This window comes from Kitasatospora aureofaciens, assembly GCF_019192735.1.
GTDB lineage: Bacteria > Actinomycetota > Actinomycetes > Streptomycetales > Streptomycetaceae > Kitasatospora > Kitasatospora aureofaciens_A.
This window is the reverse complement of the sequence record NZ_JAHTKP010000009.1, coordinates 75,343-89,933: the sequence shown is the minus strand read 5'-3', so window position 1 is coordinate 89,933 and position 14,591 is coordinate 75,343. Positions and strand designations below refer to the sequence as shown.

The following is a 14,591-nucleotide window of genomic DNA, read 5'->3' as shown; positions in this document are numbered from 1 at the left end:
GGCGTCTGATGCCCTTGCTGCGTGGTGTCCGGCACCACTCCCGTTCGCGCCACCCTACGAGATCCCGGCACACCCGATCCAGGCCGGGTGGCCGATCGGCGCGCCCGGCCGCACGTCGCCGCTCAACTGCGCGCCGGAGAGGGCTTGTTGGAGAACGTCAGGGCGGATCCCGTCGCACCGCTCCCCCGACGTGTGAAGCTTTCCGCCGGGCAGTGATCGAACTGTGCCCGGACGGCGACCCCGTGACGCCCCCTCCGGCGGCGGGCGAGCCCGGGGACTCGCCCGCCATCAAAGATCCGGCACCCGCCCGGGCGTCAGGAACCCGCCAGGAGGTCGCGGAGCAGCGCGACGGTGTCGGCGTCGAGTTCCCGGCCGGTGCGGCGGCTGAGGGCGTCGAGGCGGTTGACGGCGCGCAGGAGTTGGTCGCGGGCGCCGGCGGAGGCGTAGGCGTAGAAGAGGTCGCGGTGCAGGAGTTCGACGTCCGGGGCGACGGCGAGGCCCCGGAAGACGGCCGCCTCGGCGCTGCGGTGGTCGCCGTACTGGAGACGGCGGGCGGCGAGTTCGTGGGCGGTGTCGACGATGGCGGCGATCATGTCCTGGCGCTCGGCCTCGGCCCAGCCGTAGGAGGCGGGCGGGGCCTCGGCGAAGGGGGCGCCGCGGACCAGCGCGAGGGCGTGCGCGAGGGCGGCGTCGGCGGTGGCGCTGGTGCTGCGCATGCCGCGCCGGTAGAGGCTGCGGAACTCGTCCCAGTCACAGGTGACGGCCGGGGCGAAGGAGTAGCCGTCGGGGCTGTCGGTGGGCAGGAAGGCGCGGCCCTCGGGGGTGGTGCCGAACCAGGCGGCCAGGTCGGCGATCTTGCCGGGGAGCGGGCTCTTCGCGTCGGCCGCGGTGGGGTGCGGGTCGAGGTGGGCGGCGCCGGGGTGGAGGTCGTGGTCGAGGGCGTTGTGGTCGGCACCGGGGCGCAGCGCGAGGTAGACGGCGAGCTCGGTGAGGCGGGGCAGGGCGGCAGGTTCGGCGGTGCCGAGGGTGCCGGCCACGTCGACCGGGCCGAGCAGGCGGATCCGGGGGGCGTTGCGGGCGGCGTGGGCCTCCGGGGAGCGGAGGATGGCGAGGAGGTCGTCGCAGTCGCTGCGGCCGGAGGCGGTTGCGCGGGCGACCGGGGCCGTGGCGGCCGGTCCGGGTTCGGGCCCGGCCGCCCGGTCCGCCACGGGGACGGGCTCGGCCTCCGGCTCCGGGCGGGCCGGCACGCGCGGGTCCGGAGCCGTGGGCGCCGGGGCGGCGTCATGGGTCGGAGCGGGTTCGGCGGCCGGCTGCGGGACGACCGGCTGCGAGACGCCGGGCTGCGGCACGACCGGCTGGACCGGGATCACGACGTCGGCCGAGGCCGGCACCCGCAGGTCCCGGGTCGTCTCGTCGGCGGCCGGCGCAGTCTCGGAGGTGACCGCCTTCCGGCCCTGCCCGTTGACGGCATGCCGGGCGGACCCGGGCCCGACGGCCGGCACAGCCGCCGGCGCCGCCGGGTCGGTGCCCGCGAACGGGCTGGCGCCGGTGCCGATGACCCGGGTGAGCGCCCGCGGCCCGGCCGCCGGGCCGGTGCCGTCGGCGCCCTCCTCCGCCGGGCCGCCGACGGTGGCCAGCACCGGTACGGCGGCGGGCAGTTCGGCGGTCTCGGCGTCGGAGTCAGCGTCGGTACCGGGGTCGAGGCCGGGACCGTCCAGGGTCCAGGCGGGCGCCGGGTGCTGGGTGGTGTCGTCGGCGGCCCGGAGCAGTTCGGCCACCTGGTCGTACTGCGGACCGCTCAGCCGCTGCAGCTCGACGGTCAGGTGCAGGCCGGGGACGGCGGCCTGGCCGGTGGTGGGGAGCGTCCAGCGGGCGACCGGGCCGGTGCCGCGCTCGGGGGCGCGGGTGACGACGGCGACGCAGGTGCGCGGGCGGGCGTCGAGCAGGCGGCCGAGTGCGGCGGGGACGTCGCCGCCGGGCTGCTGGGCGCAGAGCACGATCTCCGGGGTCCAGGACTCGTCGGCCTGGCCGCGGCTGCGGGCGTCGCGCGGGCTGGTGGCCTCGGCGGCGACCAGGGTGGCGCGGGCCTTGGCCGTGCGCGGGCCGAGGGCGGCGAGCGCGGCCTCCAGGGTCGGGTGGCGGTGGACGCGTTCGGCGGCCGGGCCGGTGACCGGCACCTCCTCGGCCAGGTCCACCAGGTGGAGGTGGAGCCGGTCGGCGAGCGGGCTGTGGGCGAGTTCGAGGGCGAGGGTGCGCAGGACGTCGCGGGCGTCGTCGGGGTGGCCGGAGAGGTGGAGCAGCCGGACGGTCTCCAGGTCGGCGAGGACGACCGAGCCGTCGGGCGAGGTGCCGAGGGTGACCAGGGCGGGGTAGGGGGCGGCGGTCCGGCGGGCCTGGGTGGCGTTGAGCAGGTCGCCGGCGTCGGGGCTGCACCACCAGACGTTGGGGGTGTGCGCGGCGCGGAACGGCGCGATGGGCGTGGCCGGGCCGGAGAGGTGCAGTTCGACGGTGTGGCCGGGGGTGATCCGGGCGGCGACGATGGCGGGCAGGCGCTTGCCCCCGCGGACGGTGTTGCGGGCCATGGTGCGCAGCGCGCGGTCGAGCAGGTCGAGGCCGGCATCGTCCTGGCGGGCCCTGAGCTCGTTCTCGAAGGACGCGGCCTCGGCGGCGGGCATGGAGATGCGGTGCCGGGGGCGGCGGGCGCGCAGCTGGGTGCCGCGCTTGTGGGCGACGGTGCCGACCATGATCGCGGCGAGCAGCACGCTGACGGTGGAGGCGGCGAGGGCGACGGTGTAGTCGCCGCTGGTGGCCGGGTCGGCGTGCGCGCCGGGGGCGGGCGCGTTGCCCGGGGCGTGCGCGGGTGCCGGGGTGACCGGGTGCGGCGCGGCCTGGGTGGGTGCGGCCTGTGTCGGGGCGGGTGCCGGGGCCGCGGTGGCGGGCGGCTGGGTGGCAGGCGCGGACGGGGCGGGGGCCGGCTGCGCGGGAGCCGGCGCCGGCTCAGGGGCCGGCGCGGGCGCAGGGGCAGGGGCGGGAGCAGGCGCGGCCGCGCCCGGCACCGTGAGCACCGTCCCCGGCACCAGCTCGTCCGGGTCCGTCAACCGTTCGCCGTCCGGCGCCTGCGCGCCCTTGTTCGCCTCGAACAGCTTCGGCCACGCCTCGGCGTCCCCCAACTCCCGCTGGGCGATGGCGGACAGGCTGTCCCCCTCCTTGACGGTCACCGTCGCGTGCCCGGCGCCACCGGAGGAACCGGACGCACCCGACCCGTCCGTCCCGGCCTGCGGCGTCTGCGCCGGGGCGGGAGCGGGCGCCTGGGCGGGCGCCGGAGCCGGAGCCGGGGCCGGAGCCTTGGCCTCGTCCGGCTTGGCGTCGGCCGGCATGAGCAGTTCCCACCCGGGCTGGATCGGCCGGTCGGCGTCGAAGCGGACGCCCGAACCGTCCATCACCCGGCCGTCGTTGAGCTTGGCGATCTCCACCCACCGCTCCCCGGAGCCCAGTTGCCGCTCGGCGATGGACCACAGGCTGTCGGCGGGCCGGCTGTCCCGCACGGTGTACGTGGGGTGCTGGTCGGCGGCGGGCGTCAGGGCGGGCGCGGCCTGCGCCGCGGGCAGCGCGGCCCGCTGCACGCCGGCGCTCAACTGGGCCGGGGCGGTGGCCGCCTGGGGCCGCTCGGGGACGGCCGCGAAGGCCGAACCGGCCACCGGCAGGAGCGCGAGCACCGAACCGACCAGTCCGGCCGCGAGCCGCTGGCTCCAGCCGAAGGCGGGGATCCGGCGGGCGATCCGTCCGCGCAGCTGGGCGGGGATCTCCAGCAGGACGGAGAACGCGAAGCAGGCCCACGCGAGCCAGCCGACGACCACGAGCAGCCAGAGGAACAGGCGCCCGTCGTCCGGGCTGGTGAGCGCCTGCCCGATGCCGTCCGGCGCGACGTCGCCCATCGCGGCGACCGCACTGGTGCCGTGGAGCAGCAGCGCGGGCAGGCCGACCAGCAGGGCGGCCAGGGCGACCAGCGCGGCGAGCGCGGTGATCACGGCGCCGGCGCGTCCCCGGCCGCCGCCCGGCCGGGCCGGGGTCCGGGCAACCCGCTTATGACTCCCGGCAGTTCGGGCCTGAGCAGTTCGGGCCTGGGCGGTCCGGGCCTGGGCAGTTCGAGCCCGGTCCGGAGCAGGTCGGGCCTGGTCCTTGGCACGTGGCGCGGCCATCAGTCGGTCTCCGCTTTCTCGACTCCGTGGACGAGGGTGGCACTGCCCTTGCCCAATACCTTCCGCTCGCCGAACCTGCCCAGCAGGACGGGCCGGAAGTCGCTCTCCACCGTGACGGTGACGACCGTGCCGTCCGCGGAGAAGTCGACCTGAGCGGCCTTGAGGCCGTACAGCCCGAGGTAGGCGTTCGCGGCCTGCTCGACGTACTTTTGCTTGACCTTGACGCCCTTCCCCTGGAGGACGGCCGCCTGGTCGAGCTGCTGTCCGCCAACCCGGGCGGCCTCCTGGGCGTAGGCGTCGGTCCGTTCGGCGACCCGCAGCCGGCCACCGACGTCGACGACGATGGCGATCACGAACACGAGGTAGACCGCGCAGATCGCCACGAAGAGGGAGATCGCACCGCGATCCGACCGGCGCGATCGGAACCGCCAACTCCCCGCACGTGTACGCACCTTCACACCCCCTCGCACAACCGCACCTCGTCCGACTCCCGGAGCCCCCGGCCCCCACCGAGCGGCACCGCTCGGCCCCGTACCGTCATCACCCGAGCGCTCTCCGCTTGCGTCTCCCCCGCGCGGGCCGTCCCCAATCCCCCGATCCGGCCCGCCCGCCGTCCAGTTCCGTCACGTGCCCCGGTATCCGTCATGCGCCCCGGTAACGGTCCACCACCGAGGTGAACTCGCCGGCCAGGGTCTTCGTCACGGGCACCCCCGACAGCCAGCCGAGCAGGTCGCCCAGCCCGACCTTGCACACCACCCGGACCTTGACGGTCGCGACCGCGCCGCCCGGCAGTTTCAGTTCGCCCAGGGTGACCGCCACGTTCAGGTCCTGGCAGGACACGCCCTGCTGCTTCAGCTCCTGCTCGACCGTCGTCCGCGCCGGCTCCTCCATCCCGTCGAAGCTGCGCGCCAGCGAGGCCGTCCGGGCGGCGGAGCGGGCCGCCGCCTCGACCGTGCCGGAGGTGGTCTGCAGCCGCCCGGCGGCGATGGCGATCAGCACCAGCCCGACGACGTACGGGGCGACGATCGCCGCCTCCACGGCCACCCCGCCGCCGTCCGAACGCCACCGGGACGCCAGCCCGTTCCGCGGCGATAGCCCGTTCCGTCGCGAAAGCCCGCCGCGCAGCGCAAGCCCGTTCCGTGGCGAAAGCCCGTTCCGTCGCGCAAGCCCCTTCCGCCCCCTCACGGCGCCGCCACCGGCGAGACGAAGCGCTCGCGCGGCGCCTCGGCGAACTGCGTGATCTTCGGCGCCGTCAGGCCCGGGATCAGCAGCGTCGGGGTCAACTGGACGGTGACCCGCACCAGTTCCGGCGTGCTGCCGGCCGTGCTCACCTGGTACGAGCCGCTGCCCTGCCGGTGCAGGAAGTCCTCGGCCTGCCGCTGCGCCGCGCCGTCCTTCATGGCGTCGCTCGCGCTCCCCTGCGTCCGGCCCGCCTCGACGCCCTCGCGGGCGGCGGTGAGCGCGACCTGGCGCGCGTACCACCAGAGCGAGGCCTGGACGACCAGCAGCAGGAGCAGTAGGACGACCGGGAAGACGATGGCCAGGCTCAGGCTCATCGCTCCCCTGTCGCCACGGCGGCGGGCGCGGTGCCTCACGGGGTCGCCGCACCGCCGCCCGGGTACTTCGGGTCCTCCTCGACCTTGGTCGAGACCTTCTTCTGCAGGACCACCAGCGAGGCCGCGACCGCACCCGCGACGACCACCAACGCGATGATGGCCAGGGCGAGTTCGATGCTGATGGCGCCGCGGTCGCCGCGGGCCCGGGCGGCGCGCAGCCGGCCGAGCCGGAAGGTGAGGAGCAGCAGGGCGAACTGGACCGGCAGGAGCACCGGCCTCAGCCACAGCCCCGCCAGGTATTTGGCTCGTAGGGCCAGCGGTGCGGTCAGTGGTGCGGTCAGTGGTGCGGGCCGTCGTACGGTCCGTCGTACGGTCATCGGGTTCTCCGGGGGTGAGGTGTGGTGACAGGCGCTCTGCCCGGCAGACGGGCGTCAGGCGAGCATCTGGTGGAGCGCGGGAAAGACGATCAGCACGGTCATCAGCAGGGTCAGCGCGGACCCGGGCGCGACCATCCGCTCGCTGTCGGCGTTGGCCCGGGCCAGGTCCTCGGCGAGCAGTTCGCCCCGCAGGCCCTTGGCGCGGGCGCGCAGGGTGTCGTACACGGCCGCGCCGTCGGTCCCGGACAGCCGCATGATGTCGGCGACGTCCTGGAGCGGGGTGAGGCCGAGTTCGGCGGCCAGCGCGTCCAGTCCGGCCCAGGGCGGCAGCCGGTCGGTGGCGGCCCGGTCGAGGGCGTCGCGGATCCGCAGGAACACCGTGCCGCGCCCGACCGAGGCGGCCCGGCGCAGCGCCTCGGCGGGCCCGCAGTCGGCGGCCCGTTCGAGCGCGACGAGTTCCAGGTAGGCGGCGATGCCGTGCAGGTACTCGGTGCGCGCCTCCTTGGCCTCGCCGCTGACGATGGCGTCCGGGACGAACCAGAGCAACGCGGCCAGCAGCGGCCCGGCGACCAGCGGCAGGGCGAAGGGCAGACCGATGTCCATGAGGGCGGCCATCGCTGCGAGATAGGCGGGCAGCATCAGGCCGATCACGGCGAACAGCAGTTTGTGCACCATGAAGCGGGCCGAGGTGCGGCCGATCAGGGCGAGTTCGCGATGCGGGACGCGGATGCCGCGCAGGGTGACGGAGCGCTCGCCGATCCGGTCGTACCAGCGCGGGCGCTCGTCCGGATCGTCGGGCCGGTCGACCGGGGTGCGGTGCAGCCGGTCCAGGGCCTGGCGCAAGTCCGGTGGCGCGGGCCGCAGTTCGGCGATCAGCAGGGCTAGGCCGCCGGCCGCGACGGCGCCGGCCAGGACGGACCATGGGGAGATCATCGGGCCTCCCGCAGCAGGTCGGACGGTTCCTCGGCGGCCTCGTCGCGGGCGAGCCGGCCGCGGCCGGTGCGGCTGCGCCGGTCGGCCACCAGCAACCGGGGCACCGGCGGGTGGGCGGCGAGCGCGCGCATCCAGGCGATGATCGCCACGAACAGCGCGGCCACGACGGCGAGCACGATCTGCCCGACCAGCGTGCTGTAGGGGCGGGTGTAGTCGGTGTTGAACGCGCCGACCGTGATGACCAGCGTGATGATGCCGACCAGCCAGCGGATGGTGGTGCGGTGCTTGGCCCGGTCGGCCTCGATGGCGCGGCGCTGGCGGACCTCCTCGCGCACCGAGTCGGCCATGTCGGCGAGCGCGCGGGCCAGGCCGGGGCCGCTGTCGCCGGCCCGCAGGACGAGCGCGGCGAGCACCTTGTCGGCGGTGGCGTCGGCGAGGCTGTCGGCGAAGGCGCGCAGCGCCTCCTCGGGCCGCCAGCGGGCCTGCAGCCGGGCGGCCAGCTCGCCGATCTCCTCCTCCAGGGCAGCGGGGGCGGTGCGGCGGCTGGTGACGATGGCCTGGTTGAGGCCGACGCCGAGCAGCAGCACGTCGGCGATGCGCTGGGTCCACTCGGAGAGCGCCTCCAGGCGTTCGATCCGGTGGGTGTCCGAGCGGGTGGTGTCGAACAGCCAGGGCAGGCCGAACACGGCCAGCGGCACCAGCAGGGCGGTCAGCGGGATACCGGTGAACAGCCAGGCGAGCAGCGCGCCGGCGAGGGCGAGCGGCAGCTGGATCCGGCGCAGCCGGACCATCCGGGCCGGCGCGGTGCCGGGTGCGCCGTACCAGAACACGTGGGCGCGGCCGGCCAGCGGGTTCTCCCGCCCCTCGCCGTCCTCCTCCGCCGGATCGCTGCCGCGCGCCCAGGCCACCAGCGCGACCAGCCCGGCCGCGACCAGCAGCCCGCACAGCACGAAGAGCAGCATCATCGGGCGCCACCGCCGATCCGCAGCTGGAGCGGCGCGGCCCAACTCCCGTACCGGGAGCCGAGCAGCGAGGCGTCGAAGCCGGCCCGGCGCAGGTCGTCCAGGCACTGCGGCGGGGTGTGCGGGACGGCCCGCGGCTCGCCGAGCTCCGGGCGCGGGCCGAACACGGTGTTCAGCGCGGGCCGTCCGCTCTCGCCGAGACCGGTGACCTCCAGGACGTGGGAGACGAAGCGGTGCCGGCGCCCGCCGACGGCCGTCTCGTCGACCATGGCGACGTGCACGATCAGGTCCAGGGCGTTGGCGGTGAGCCGGTAGGCGAGGGCGTCGGTCATGTGCGAGCCGTACTCCAGGCAGAGTTCGGCGATGCGGTCGACCACCATGTGCGGGCCGCGGGCGTGCAGCGTGCACATCGAGCCGCCCTCGCCGTTGGTCATGACGCGCAGCATCGGGACCACCTCGCCGGAGCGGACCTCGCCGACGATGATCCGCGAGAGCGTCATCCGCAGCGCGGCCGGGATGAGGTCGCCGATCGTCAACTCCCCGGCCAGGCGGCCCTCGACGCGCTCGCCGTTGCCCTCGCGGGCCTCCATCGGGACGACCTGGCGCAGGTGGCCGAGAGTGTGCAGCCAGAGCTCGAACTCCGACTCCAGGGTGCCGATCCGCTCGTCCGGCGGGATCTCGGCGGCCATCGCGCGCAGCAGGCTGGTCTTGCCGACACCCTGCGTGCCGGTGATCATCACGTTCTTCCTGGCCCGGATCGCGGCGGCCAGGAAGGCGGCCAAGGTTGAGTCCAGGGTGCCGAGTTGGACCATCTCGGGAAGCGTCGCGGAGGCCACCCGGTGGCGCCGGATCGCGACGTACGGGCGGGGCGTCACCTCGGTGAGCGCCTGGAGGCGCATGCCGCCCTCCAGGCGCAGGGCGAGGGTCGGGCTGGCGGTGGAGAGGCTGCGCTCGCCGCCCCCGTGCTGGCGGGCCAAGTCCTGGAGCAATTCGACGAGTTCGGCGTCGGTGTCGGCCACCGGCGGGACCTGGCGCAGCGGTTGGTGCACCCGGGAGACCCAGACGTCGTCGCAGCCGTTGATCAGGATGTTCTCGATCTCCGGGTCGTCCAGGTAGGGCTGGAGCCGCCCGGCGCGGAACAGCAGGTCGAAGACGGCCTCGGCGAGCGCGCGGTCCTGCTCCCGGGTGGGCGGGATGCCGTGGGTCTGCGCGTAGGCGTCGGACCAGCGGGCGACGGCCTCCTCGATCAGCGCCCGGCCGCGCTGGCGGCGGGTGGCGCGGTCCGGCTCGGCGCCGGAGCCGGCGGTCAACCGGGTGATCTGCTGGTGCAGTTCGGCCGCGACCTGGCGCTTGAGCTCGCGGGCCACCTGCGGGTCGACGGCCGGCCGGGTGGCGGCGCCGCGCAGGTCGAGCGAGGGCAGGTGGGACGGGACCGCGGTGGGCGTGGCGGCGGCGGGCGTGGTGGCGGGCGCGCCGGCGGGTGCGGCGTACGCCGGTGCCTGCGGGCTGCCGGGCTGGACGGCCTGCGGGCGGACCGGGCCCGGCTGGGGCAGCGGCGCCGACCACGGGACCGCGGCCGGGTCCGCGGACGGGCGCTGGTGCAGGGGGCTACCGCGCACGGAGCACCTCCCCGGGGCCGTGGGGCCGTCCGTTCACCGGGTGCTCCTGCTGGTGCGGTTCGACCGGGGGCTGTTGCCCGTACTGGGCCTGTTGCGCGTACTGGGCCTGTTGCGCGTAGTGGGCCTGTTGCGGGTACTGGGCCTGTTGCGGGTACTGCTCCTGGACGTACGGCCCCTGAACGGGCTGCTGCGGGTGCACGTGTGCCGGGAACGGCGCGGGCGCGGCCGGCTGCGGCGCCAGCCCGGCGAGCGGCGCCACCGGACCGGTGACGATCACCGGCGGAACCGGCTGCGGCGGTGTGTACGACAGCGGTTCGCCCTCGGGCCCGGACGGCGAAGCCATCGGCGCTGCCATCTGGGCTGCCATCTGGGCTGCCATCTGGGCTGCCATCGGCACCGCCATCGGCATCGGCGTGGTCATGGACGGCGGCACCGGGGCCGGTATCGGTGACGGCACGGACGACGGCAGGGGCGACGGAACGGGCGACGGCCCGGACGACCGCACCGGCGCCGCGATCTGCCCGGGCGCCAGCCGCTGCCGACGCCGGCGCACCGCCAGCTGCACCTCGTCCGCCGCCGACCGCGCCGTCCGCATCAACTCCGAGCGGATGAACCGCCGGTCGGTGATGTCCCCGCCGTCGGACAGCACCCGCGCGGTACGCACGGCGTGCGGCAGCAGCCCGAGCACCGGCAGGCCGAACTCGCGCGACACCTCCGCCCCCGAGTACGGCCCCTCACCGACCAGCAGCAGCCCGAGCGCGTCCGCCCCGGTGCCGGCCGTCGCCAGGTCCTCGGCGAGCGCGGACAGCCGGGGCCGGGCCGAGCTCAGCCCGCGCAGCGTGGTCCGCACCGTCGCCGCGACCACGTCCGCCCGCCGGGCCAGCACGGCGCTCGGGCCGGTGGCGCCGGAGCGGCCGAGGTCCACGATGACGTCGTAGCCCTGCTGTTCGAGCCCGTGCAGCACCTCGGCGAGCGGCTCCCAGGTGTAGGCGAGGCCGGGGGCCTGGGTGGGGTCGGTCAGCCCGGGCAGCAGCAGCCGTTCGGCGGTGCCGTCGGGCGAGAGGTCGATCAGCTGCTCCCAGAGCGTCTGGGCAAGCAGGCCACGCCGGTCGGCGACGGCCAGGTTGCGCAGCCCGTACACCGCCTCGACGCGGCCCTCCAGGGCTCCCGCGAGCACGGCGCCGCCGTCCGGGTCGGCCTCGACCAGGACGATCCGGCGCCCGGCCGGCAGCGGCCAGGCCAGCAGCAGCGCGAGCGCGGTCGTGGTCGCGCCGGGTGCGCCCGGGCCGCCGACCACCGCGATCACCGCCATCAGGCCCCACCCGCCCCTGCGGTCGGACTCGCCCCGGCGGTCGGGCCGGCCCCGGCGGCGGGGGCACCGCTCGCCCCGGCCGCGCCGCTCGGCGCGGCAGAAGGAGCACCGGACGGGACCGCCGAGGGTGCGGCGCTGCCACCGGCGGCGGCGCGCGGCGCCAGCAGCACCTGGATCCGCCCGCTGGCCACCCACTGCGCCAGCCGGGTGCCGTCCGCCGTGCCGACGGCCACGTCGAGCACCATGCTGCCGTCGGTGTCCGGCCGGCCGACCGTGATGACCGTCGCGCTCAGCGAATCGGACCGGGCGTTGTCCGGGGTGTAGACCAGCACGACCTGCATCCCGGGCTGGAGCCGGGTGGCGGGCAGCTGGCTGCGCCGGGCCGACACGCCGACCACGATCTGGCCCGGCTGGACGGCCAGCGTCTGGGCCAGATCGCCCTTGGTCAGCATCGCGCCGCGCTTGAGGTCGGTGGCGGCCCGCATGCCGATCGCGCCGCCCCGGTCCTGGGCCGATACCGGGCGCAGCGCCGGGTCCCCGGCGATCCGGGCCACCACGAGGTCGTCGTTGGTGAGCACCTGCCCGTACGGGACGTCCCGGGCGAGCGCCAGGACGGCGACCCGCTGACCGGTGCTGTTGTAGAGGACCGCCCCGCCCAGCCCGCCGGCGGCGATCAGCGCGACCGACATGGCCAGCACCGCCGGACGGCGCCGCCGGGCCCGCAGGGTCCGGGCGGGGGCGTGCGGAGTGGCGCGCCCCTTGCCCTTGCCCTGCGGCGTGCCCTGGCCCTGCCCCTGCTCCTGCCCCGGGACGGCCACGGACACCGTGGCGCCTGCGGGTGTGCCGGATCCCGGCGTCGCGTATATACGGTTCTCCACCGGGTTCCGGCCTTTCGCGTGTCGTCGTTCAGCGCTTCGGGGTGGTGCGTCGTGCCGAGCAGGTCAGTTGCCGAGCAGGTCAGTTGCCGAGCAGGTCGATTACCGGGCAGGTCAGTTGAGGACCTGCACCTCGGCGACCTTGAGCTGGAAGCCGGCGTTCTGCGGCATGCCGATCTCGAACTTCTTGGTGTTCAGGCCCGTGACGGTGACCTCGCCGACCCAGTTCGCCGTGGCGTTCACGCTGAAGGCGCCGCCGGGCTCGCCGGCCGAGCCGGTCGGGAACTCGAAGCCGCAGTCGGGCGACTTCGCGTCGCCGTACTTGTCGTCGTACGGCGTCCCGGGCTTGTCGCAGGTCACCGAGTACTTGTCACTGAAGTTCCAGACCACGTTCTTCAGCCTGGGCGTGACGGTGACGGTGACGCCCTGGAGCGTCAGGGACACCGGCTGCGGCGGCTGGTAGCCCTTCACCCAGAGCCAGACCGGCGACTTCACCACGGCCGTGCCGAGCGGCGCGGCGGCCGGCGCGGGGGCCGGGAAGGCCATCCGGTCCTTGAGGATCTGGAGGGCCATAGCCCGCGGGTCCGGCGGCGGCGCGGCCGGCGCCACCGCGTGGAATTTGATGTCGCCCGGCGACCATCCCCCGGCGCCATTCGGGCAGGACGGCAGGTACAACGCGCCCTCCGACGGTTTGTGCCCCTCCCACGCCGGGTCGTCCGGCTTGTCGACGGTGGTGTAGTAACAGCCGTCGCTGTTGCTGAACCAGCCCATCTCCGGGTCGTGGCAGGGGTATTCCTGCCCGTGGTAGCTGCACAACAGCGGGCCTTCGCTGCTGCCGCCCCCGCCACCGCCTCCCCCACCGCCCCCGGTGGGCTTGCCGCCCCCGCCGTGGACCTCCCCGCAGATCGCCACCGGCTCACATTGCTCGGCCCCGCCGCCCGGTGTTTCGTCCGCGATCGCCGATATCGCCGAGGTCAGCAACAGCCCCGCCGACAACGGCGCGAGGATCGCGAATCGCCGCGCCGGTTTCCCGGTGTTCAGCATGTCCGGTCCGCCTCCCGCTTGAAGTCGTAGATCAGCCAGCGTGCTTGGAACCAGCGCAGGGATGCCGTCGCCACGTATCGGTTGACCCGCCCCACCGGTTCCCGCGCGGCCTTCGTGGCGGCGTCGACCCGATGCCAGTCGGACACGTCGAGGCAGTCCTCGATCACCGCGGTCCGCGGATCGGCTTTCAGGTCGACCGCCGTCACCACGGCGGAATTGCGCGGCGCACCGGTCATCACCAGTTTGGCGTCGTGAAGTTGACGGAGTCCGACGAGAGTGTCGGACAGGGCCTTGCCCGAGGAGTACGTCTCCAGACCGATTCCGTCCGAATCCTTGTCCCCGAAAGCCTGGGTCTGGGCCTGCCACCAGTCCTGATAGGTCTTCAGGACCAGGCGTGCGGCGGATCCCTCGGGGCCGGTGGTCGGCGCGATACCGGCGTTTACGGAACCACCCGAAGGAGTTATCGGGTTCACTCCGGCCACCGTGGGCGCGCCCGTCCCGAGACGGTCGACGGAACCAGCGGCCCCGCTGCTCGCACAGGCGCTCAGCAGCATCACCAAAACCACCCCACCGACCCCAACCGCCTCAGGGCGCAACACATTTCCGCGCTGCCGCATCGCCCCACCTCATCGCGACCGAACCCGACCGAGCTCCGTGGCCGCCGGATGAATTCCGTCGTCCCACCAATGTTTCCGTGGGGCATCGATTCTTCGCCAACCCACCCCATCACGGCAACACCTCGGGCCCCCTGACCTTACGCGGAAGGCGGATCCGTCGGGGCACTTTCGCGCCACAGAACGGCCAACAGTTCTTCCGAAAGCGACAATCCGGCCAATGCACCCCGCACGGCCGCCCGATTGCGCATCAACAGGCGTCCGCCCTCCGGCGGAACGAGCAGGCGCGCGCCCGGCGCACCCGAACTTCCGTGCGCCGCCGCGCCGTCCAGCAGTGCCGCGACGGCGGGCTGGAGATCCAGCGGGCCGACGGCGGCGGGCGCGCCCGGCAGGCCCTGGCGCAGCACCGCGGTCAGGGCGTGGCTGAACGATCCCTCGCCGCCCGGCAGTACGGCGTCCCGACCGCGTCTGCCCGGGGCGTAGCGGCCTATCCGGCCCCACAGCGGGACGCGCGAGTAGCTCAGCAGTTCGCCTGCGCCGTCCTCGCCGCCGCCGCGCTCCAGCGCCGCCCAGGTGTCGCGGTCGGCCACCGCGTCGACCAGCAGCAGCGCCTCCTCCTGGTCGCCGTGCACCATCGCGCTGACCACCCAGTCCCAGGCCAGGCCCCGGCGGTAGGCGTTGTCGGCGGTGCTGCCGCCCGTCACCAGGGCGAGCCGGCGCCCGCGCGGGTCCGCGATCAGCTGGCCGACCAGACAGACCACCAGCCAGCGGCCGGGGTGCTGGGCCGCCGAACGGACCGCCGTGAGCATCGCGTTGGCGTCCGCGTCCGGCTCCACGGCGGTGACCCGGCAGCCGCCCGCGCCGGCGTCGAAGCACATCCCGGGCAGCACCTCGGCCAGCAGCCGGGCGCCGTCCGGCGCGTGCGCCGAACCGCCGAAACCCCGGTCGGGGCCGCCGTCCGCCCCGATCACCACCAGATCGACCCCGCCGACCATCCGCACGCCCCCTTTTCGCCGGCCCGGCGCTCCCCGAGCCGCCCGCCGGGCAGGCTACCGCCCCCTGCCGCCGCCGGCGGGGCTCCCGGCCCTTCCGCTGAGGGA

At 75.3% G+C, this 14,591-nt stretch carries 13 protein-coding genes; all 13 read right to left on the bottom strand.

From position 1 onward, the window contains the following. Positions 1–314: 314 nt before the first annotated feature. Entirely contained in the window at positions 315–4,028 is a 3,714-nt protein-coding gene (locus KV557_RS44050) for a LysM peptidoglycan-binding domain-containing protein (RefSeq protein ID WP_218199891.1), read from the bottom strand. Between the two features lie 170 nt (positions 4,029–4,198). Continuing rightward, the gene (locus KV557_RS12305) at positions 4,199–4,582 is read right to left on the bottom strand and encodes a hypothetical protein (RefSeq protein WP_218199890.1); all 384 of its coding nucleotides are present in this window, start codon (positions 4,580–4,582) and stop codon (positions 4,199–4,201) included. A gap of 259 nt (positions 4,583–4,841) precedes the next feature. Continuing rightward, positions 4,842–5,243: a TadE/TadG family type IV pilus assembly protein gene (locus KV557_RS12300; RefSeq protein WP_218199889.1), complete on the bottom strand. Its 402-nt coding sequence runs from the start codon at positions 5,241–5,243 to the stop codon at positions 4,842–4,844. A gap of 137 nt (positions 5,244–5,380) precedes the next feature. Continuing rightward, a complete protein-coding gene (locus KV557_RS12295) occupies positions 5,381–5,755 on the bottom strand; it encodes a TadE/TadG family type IV pilus assembly protein (protein WP_218199888.1) in 375 nt (124 codons plus the stop codon). A gap of 35 nt (positions 5,756–5,790) precedes the next feature. Beyond that, complete coding sequence (locus KV557_RS12290; protein ID WP_256177292.1) at positions 5,791–6,132, bottom strand: hypothetical protein; 342 nt, start codon at positions 6,130–6,132, stop codon at positions 5,791–5,793. Between the two features lie 54 nt (positions 6,133–6,186). Then, the gene (locus tag KV557_RS12285; protein ID WP_218199887.1) at positions 6,187–7,065 is read right to left on the bottom strand and encodes a hypothetical protein; all 879 of its coding nucleotides are present in this window, start codon (positions 7,063–7,065) and stop codon (positions 6,187–6,189) included. Further along, the gene (locus tag KV557_RS12280) at positions 7,062–8,030 is read right to left on the bottom strand and encodes a type II secretion system F family protein (protein ID WP_218199886.1); all 969 of its coding nucleotides are present in this window, start codon (positions 8,028–8,030) and stop codon (positions 7,062–7,064) included. Before KV557_RS12280 ends, KV557_RS12285 begins: the two co-directional genes overlap by 4 nt. Then, positions 8,027–9,646 (bottom strand): CpaF family protein, encoded by a 1,620-nt coding sequence (locus KV557_RS12275; protein ID WP_308129868.1) that lies wholly within the window; start codon positions 9,644–9,646, stop codon positions 8,027–8,029. Before KV557_RS12275 ends, KV557_RS12280 begins: the two co-directional genes overlap by 4 nt. After that, positions 9,636–10,958, bottom strand: coding sequence for a hypothetical protein (locus KV557_RS12270; RefSeq protein ID WP_218199885.1), 1,323 nt, complete (start codon positions 10,956–10,958; stop codon positions 9,636–9,638). Before KV557_RS12270 ends, KV557_RS12275 begins: the two co-directional genes overlap by 11 nt. After that, positions 10,958–11,836: an SAF domain-containing protein gene (locus KV557_RS12265; protein WP_218199884.1), complete on the bottom strand. Its 879-nt coding sequence runs from the start codon at positions 11,834–11,836 to the stop codon at positions 10,958–10,960. Before KV557_RS12265 ends, KV557_RS12270 begins: the two co-directional genes overlap by 1 nt. A 111-nt stretch (positions 11,837–11,947) precedes the next feature. After that, positions 11,948–12,877 carry a hypothetical protein gene (locus KV557_RS12260; RefSeq protein WP_218199883.1) on the bottom strand — a complete coding sequence of 310 codons (930 nt, stop codon included), beginning with the start codon at positions 12,875–12,877 and terminating at the stop codon, positions 11,948–11,950. Further along, a complete protein-coding gene (locus KV557_RS12255; protein ID WP_218199882.1) occupies positions 12,871–13,494 on the bottom strand; it encodes a hypothetical protein in 624 nt (207 codons plus the stop codon). The genes KV557_RS12260 and KV557_RS12255 overlap by 7 nt, the downstream gene beginning before the upstream one ends. 137 nt (positions 13,495–13,631) lie before the next feature. Continuing rightward, positions 13,632–14,486 carry a hypothetical protein gene (locus KV557_RS12250; protein WP_218199881.1) on the bottom strand — a complete coding sequence of 285 codons (855 nt, stop codon included), beginning with the start codon at positions 14,484–14,486 and terminating at the stop codon, positions 13,632–13,634. Positions 14,487–14,591: the final 105 nt, after the last annotated feature.

Coding starts and splice junctions, on each gene's coding strand:
- KV557_RS12270 (WP_218199885.1), bottom strand. CDS start 10,958: ATGGCGGTGATCGCGGTGGTCGGCGGCCCGGGCGCACCCGGCGCGACC.
- KV557_RS12285 (WP_218199887.1), bottom strand. CDS start 7,065: ATGATCTCCCCATGGTCCGTCCTGGCCGGCGCCGTCGCGGCCGGCGGC.
- KV557_RS12250 (WP_218199881.1), bottom strand. CDS start 14,486: ATGGTCGGCGGGGTCGATCTGGTGGTGATCGGGGCGGACGGCGGCCCC.
- KV557_RS12290 (WP_256177292.1), bottom strand. CDS start 6,132: ATGACCGTACGACGGACCGTACGACGGCCCGCACCACTGACCGCACCA.
- KV557_RS12280 (WP_218199886.1), bottom strand. CDS start 8,030: ATGATGCTGCTCTTCGTGCTGTGCGGGCTGCTGGTCGCGGCCGGGCTG.
- KV557_RS12260 (WP_218199883.1), bottom strand. CDS start 12,877: ATGCTGAACACCGGGAAACCGGCGCGGCGATTCGCGATCCTCGCGCCG.
- KV557_RS12255 (WP_218199882.1), bottom strand. CDS start 13,494: ATGCGGCAGCGCGGAAATGTGTTGCGCCCTGAGGCGGTTGGGGTCGGT.
- KV557_RS12295 (WP_218199888.1), bottom strand. CDS start 5,755: ATGAGCCTGAGCCTGGCCATCGTCTTCCCGGTCGTCCTACTGCTCCTG.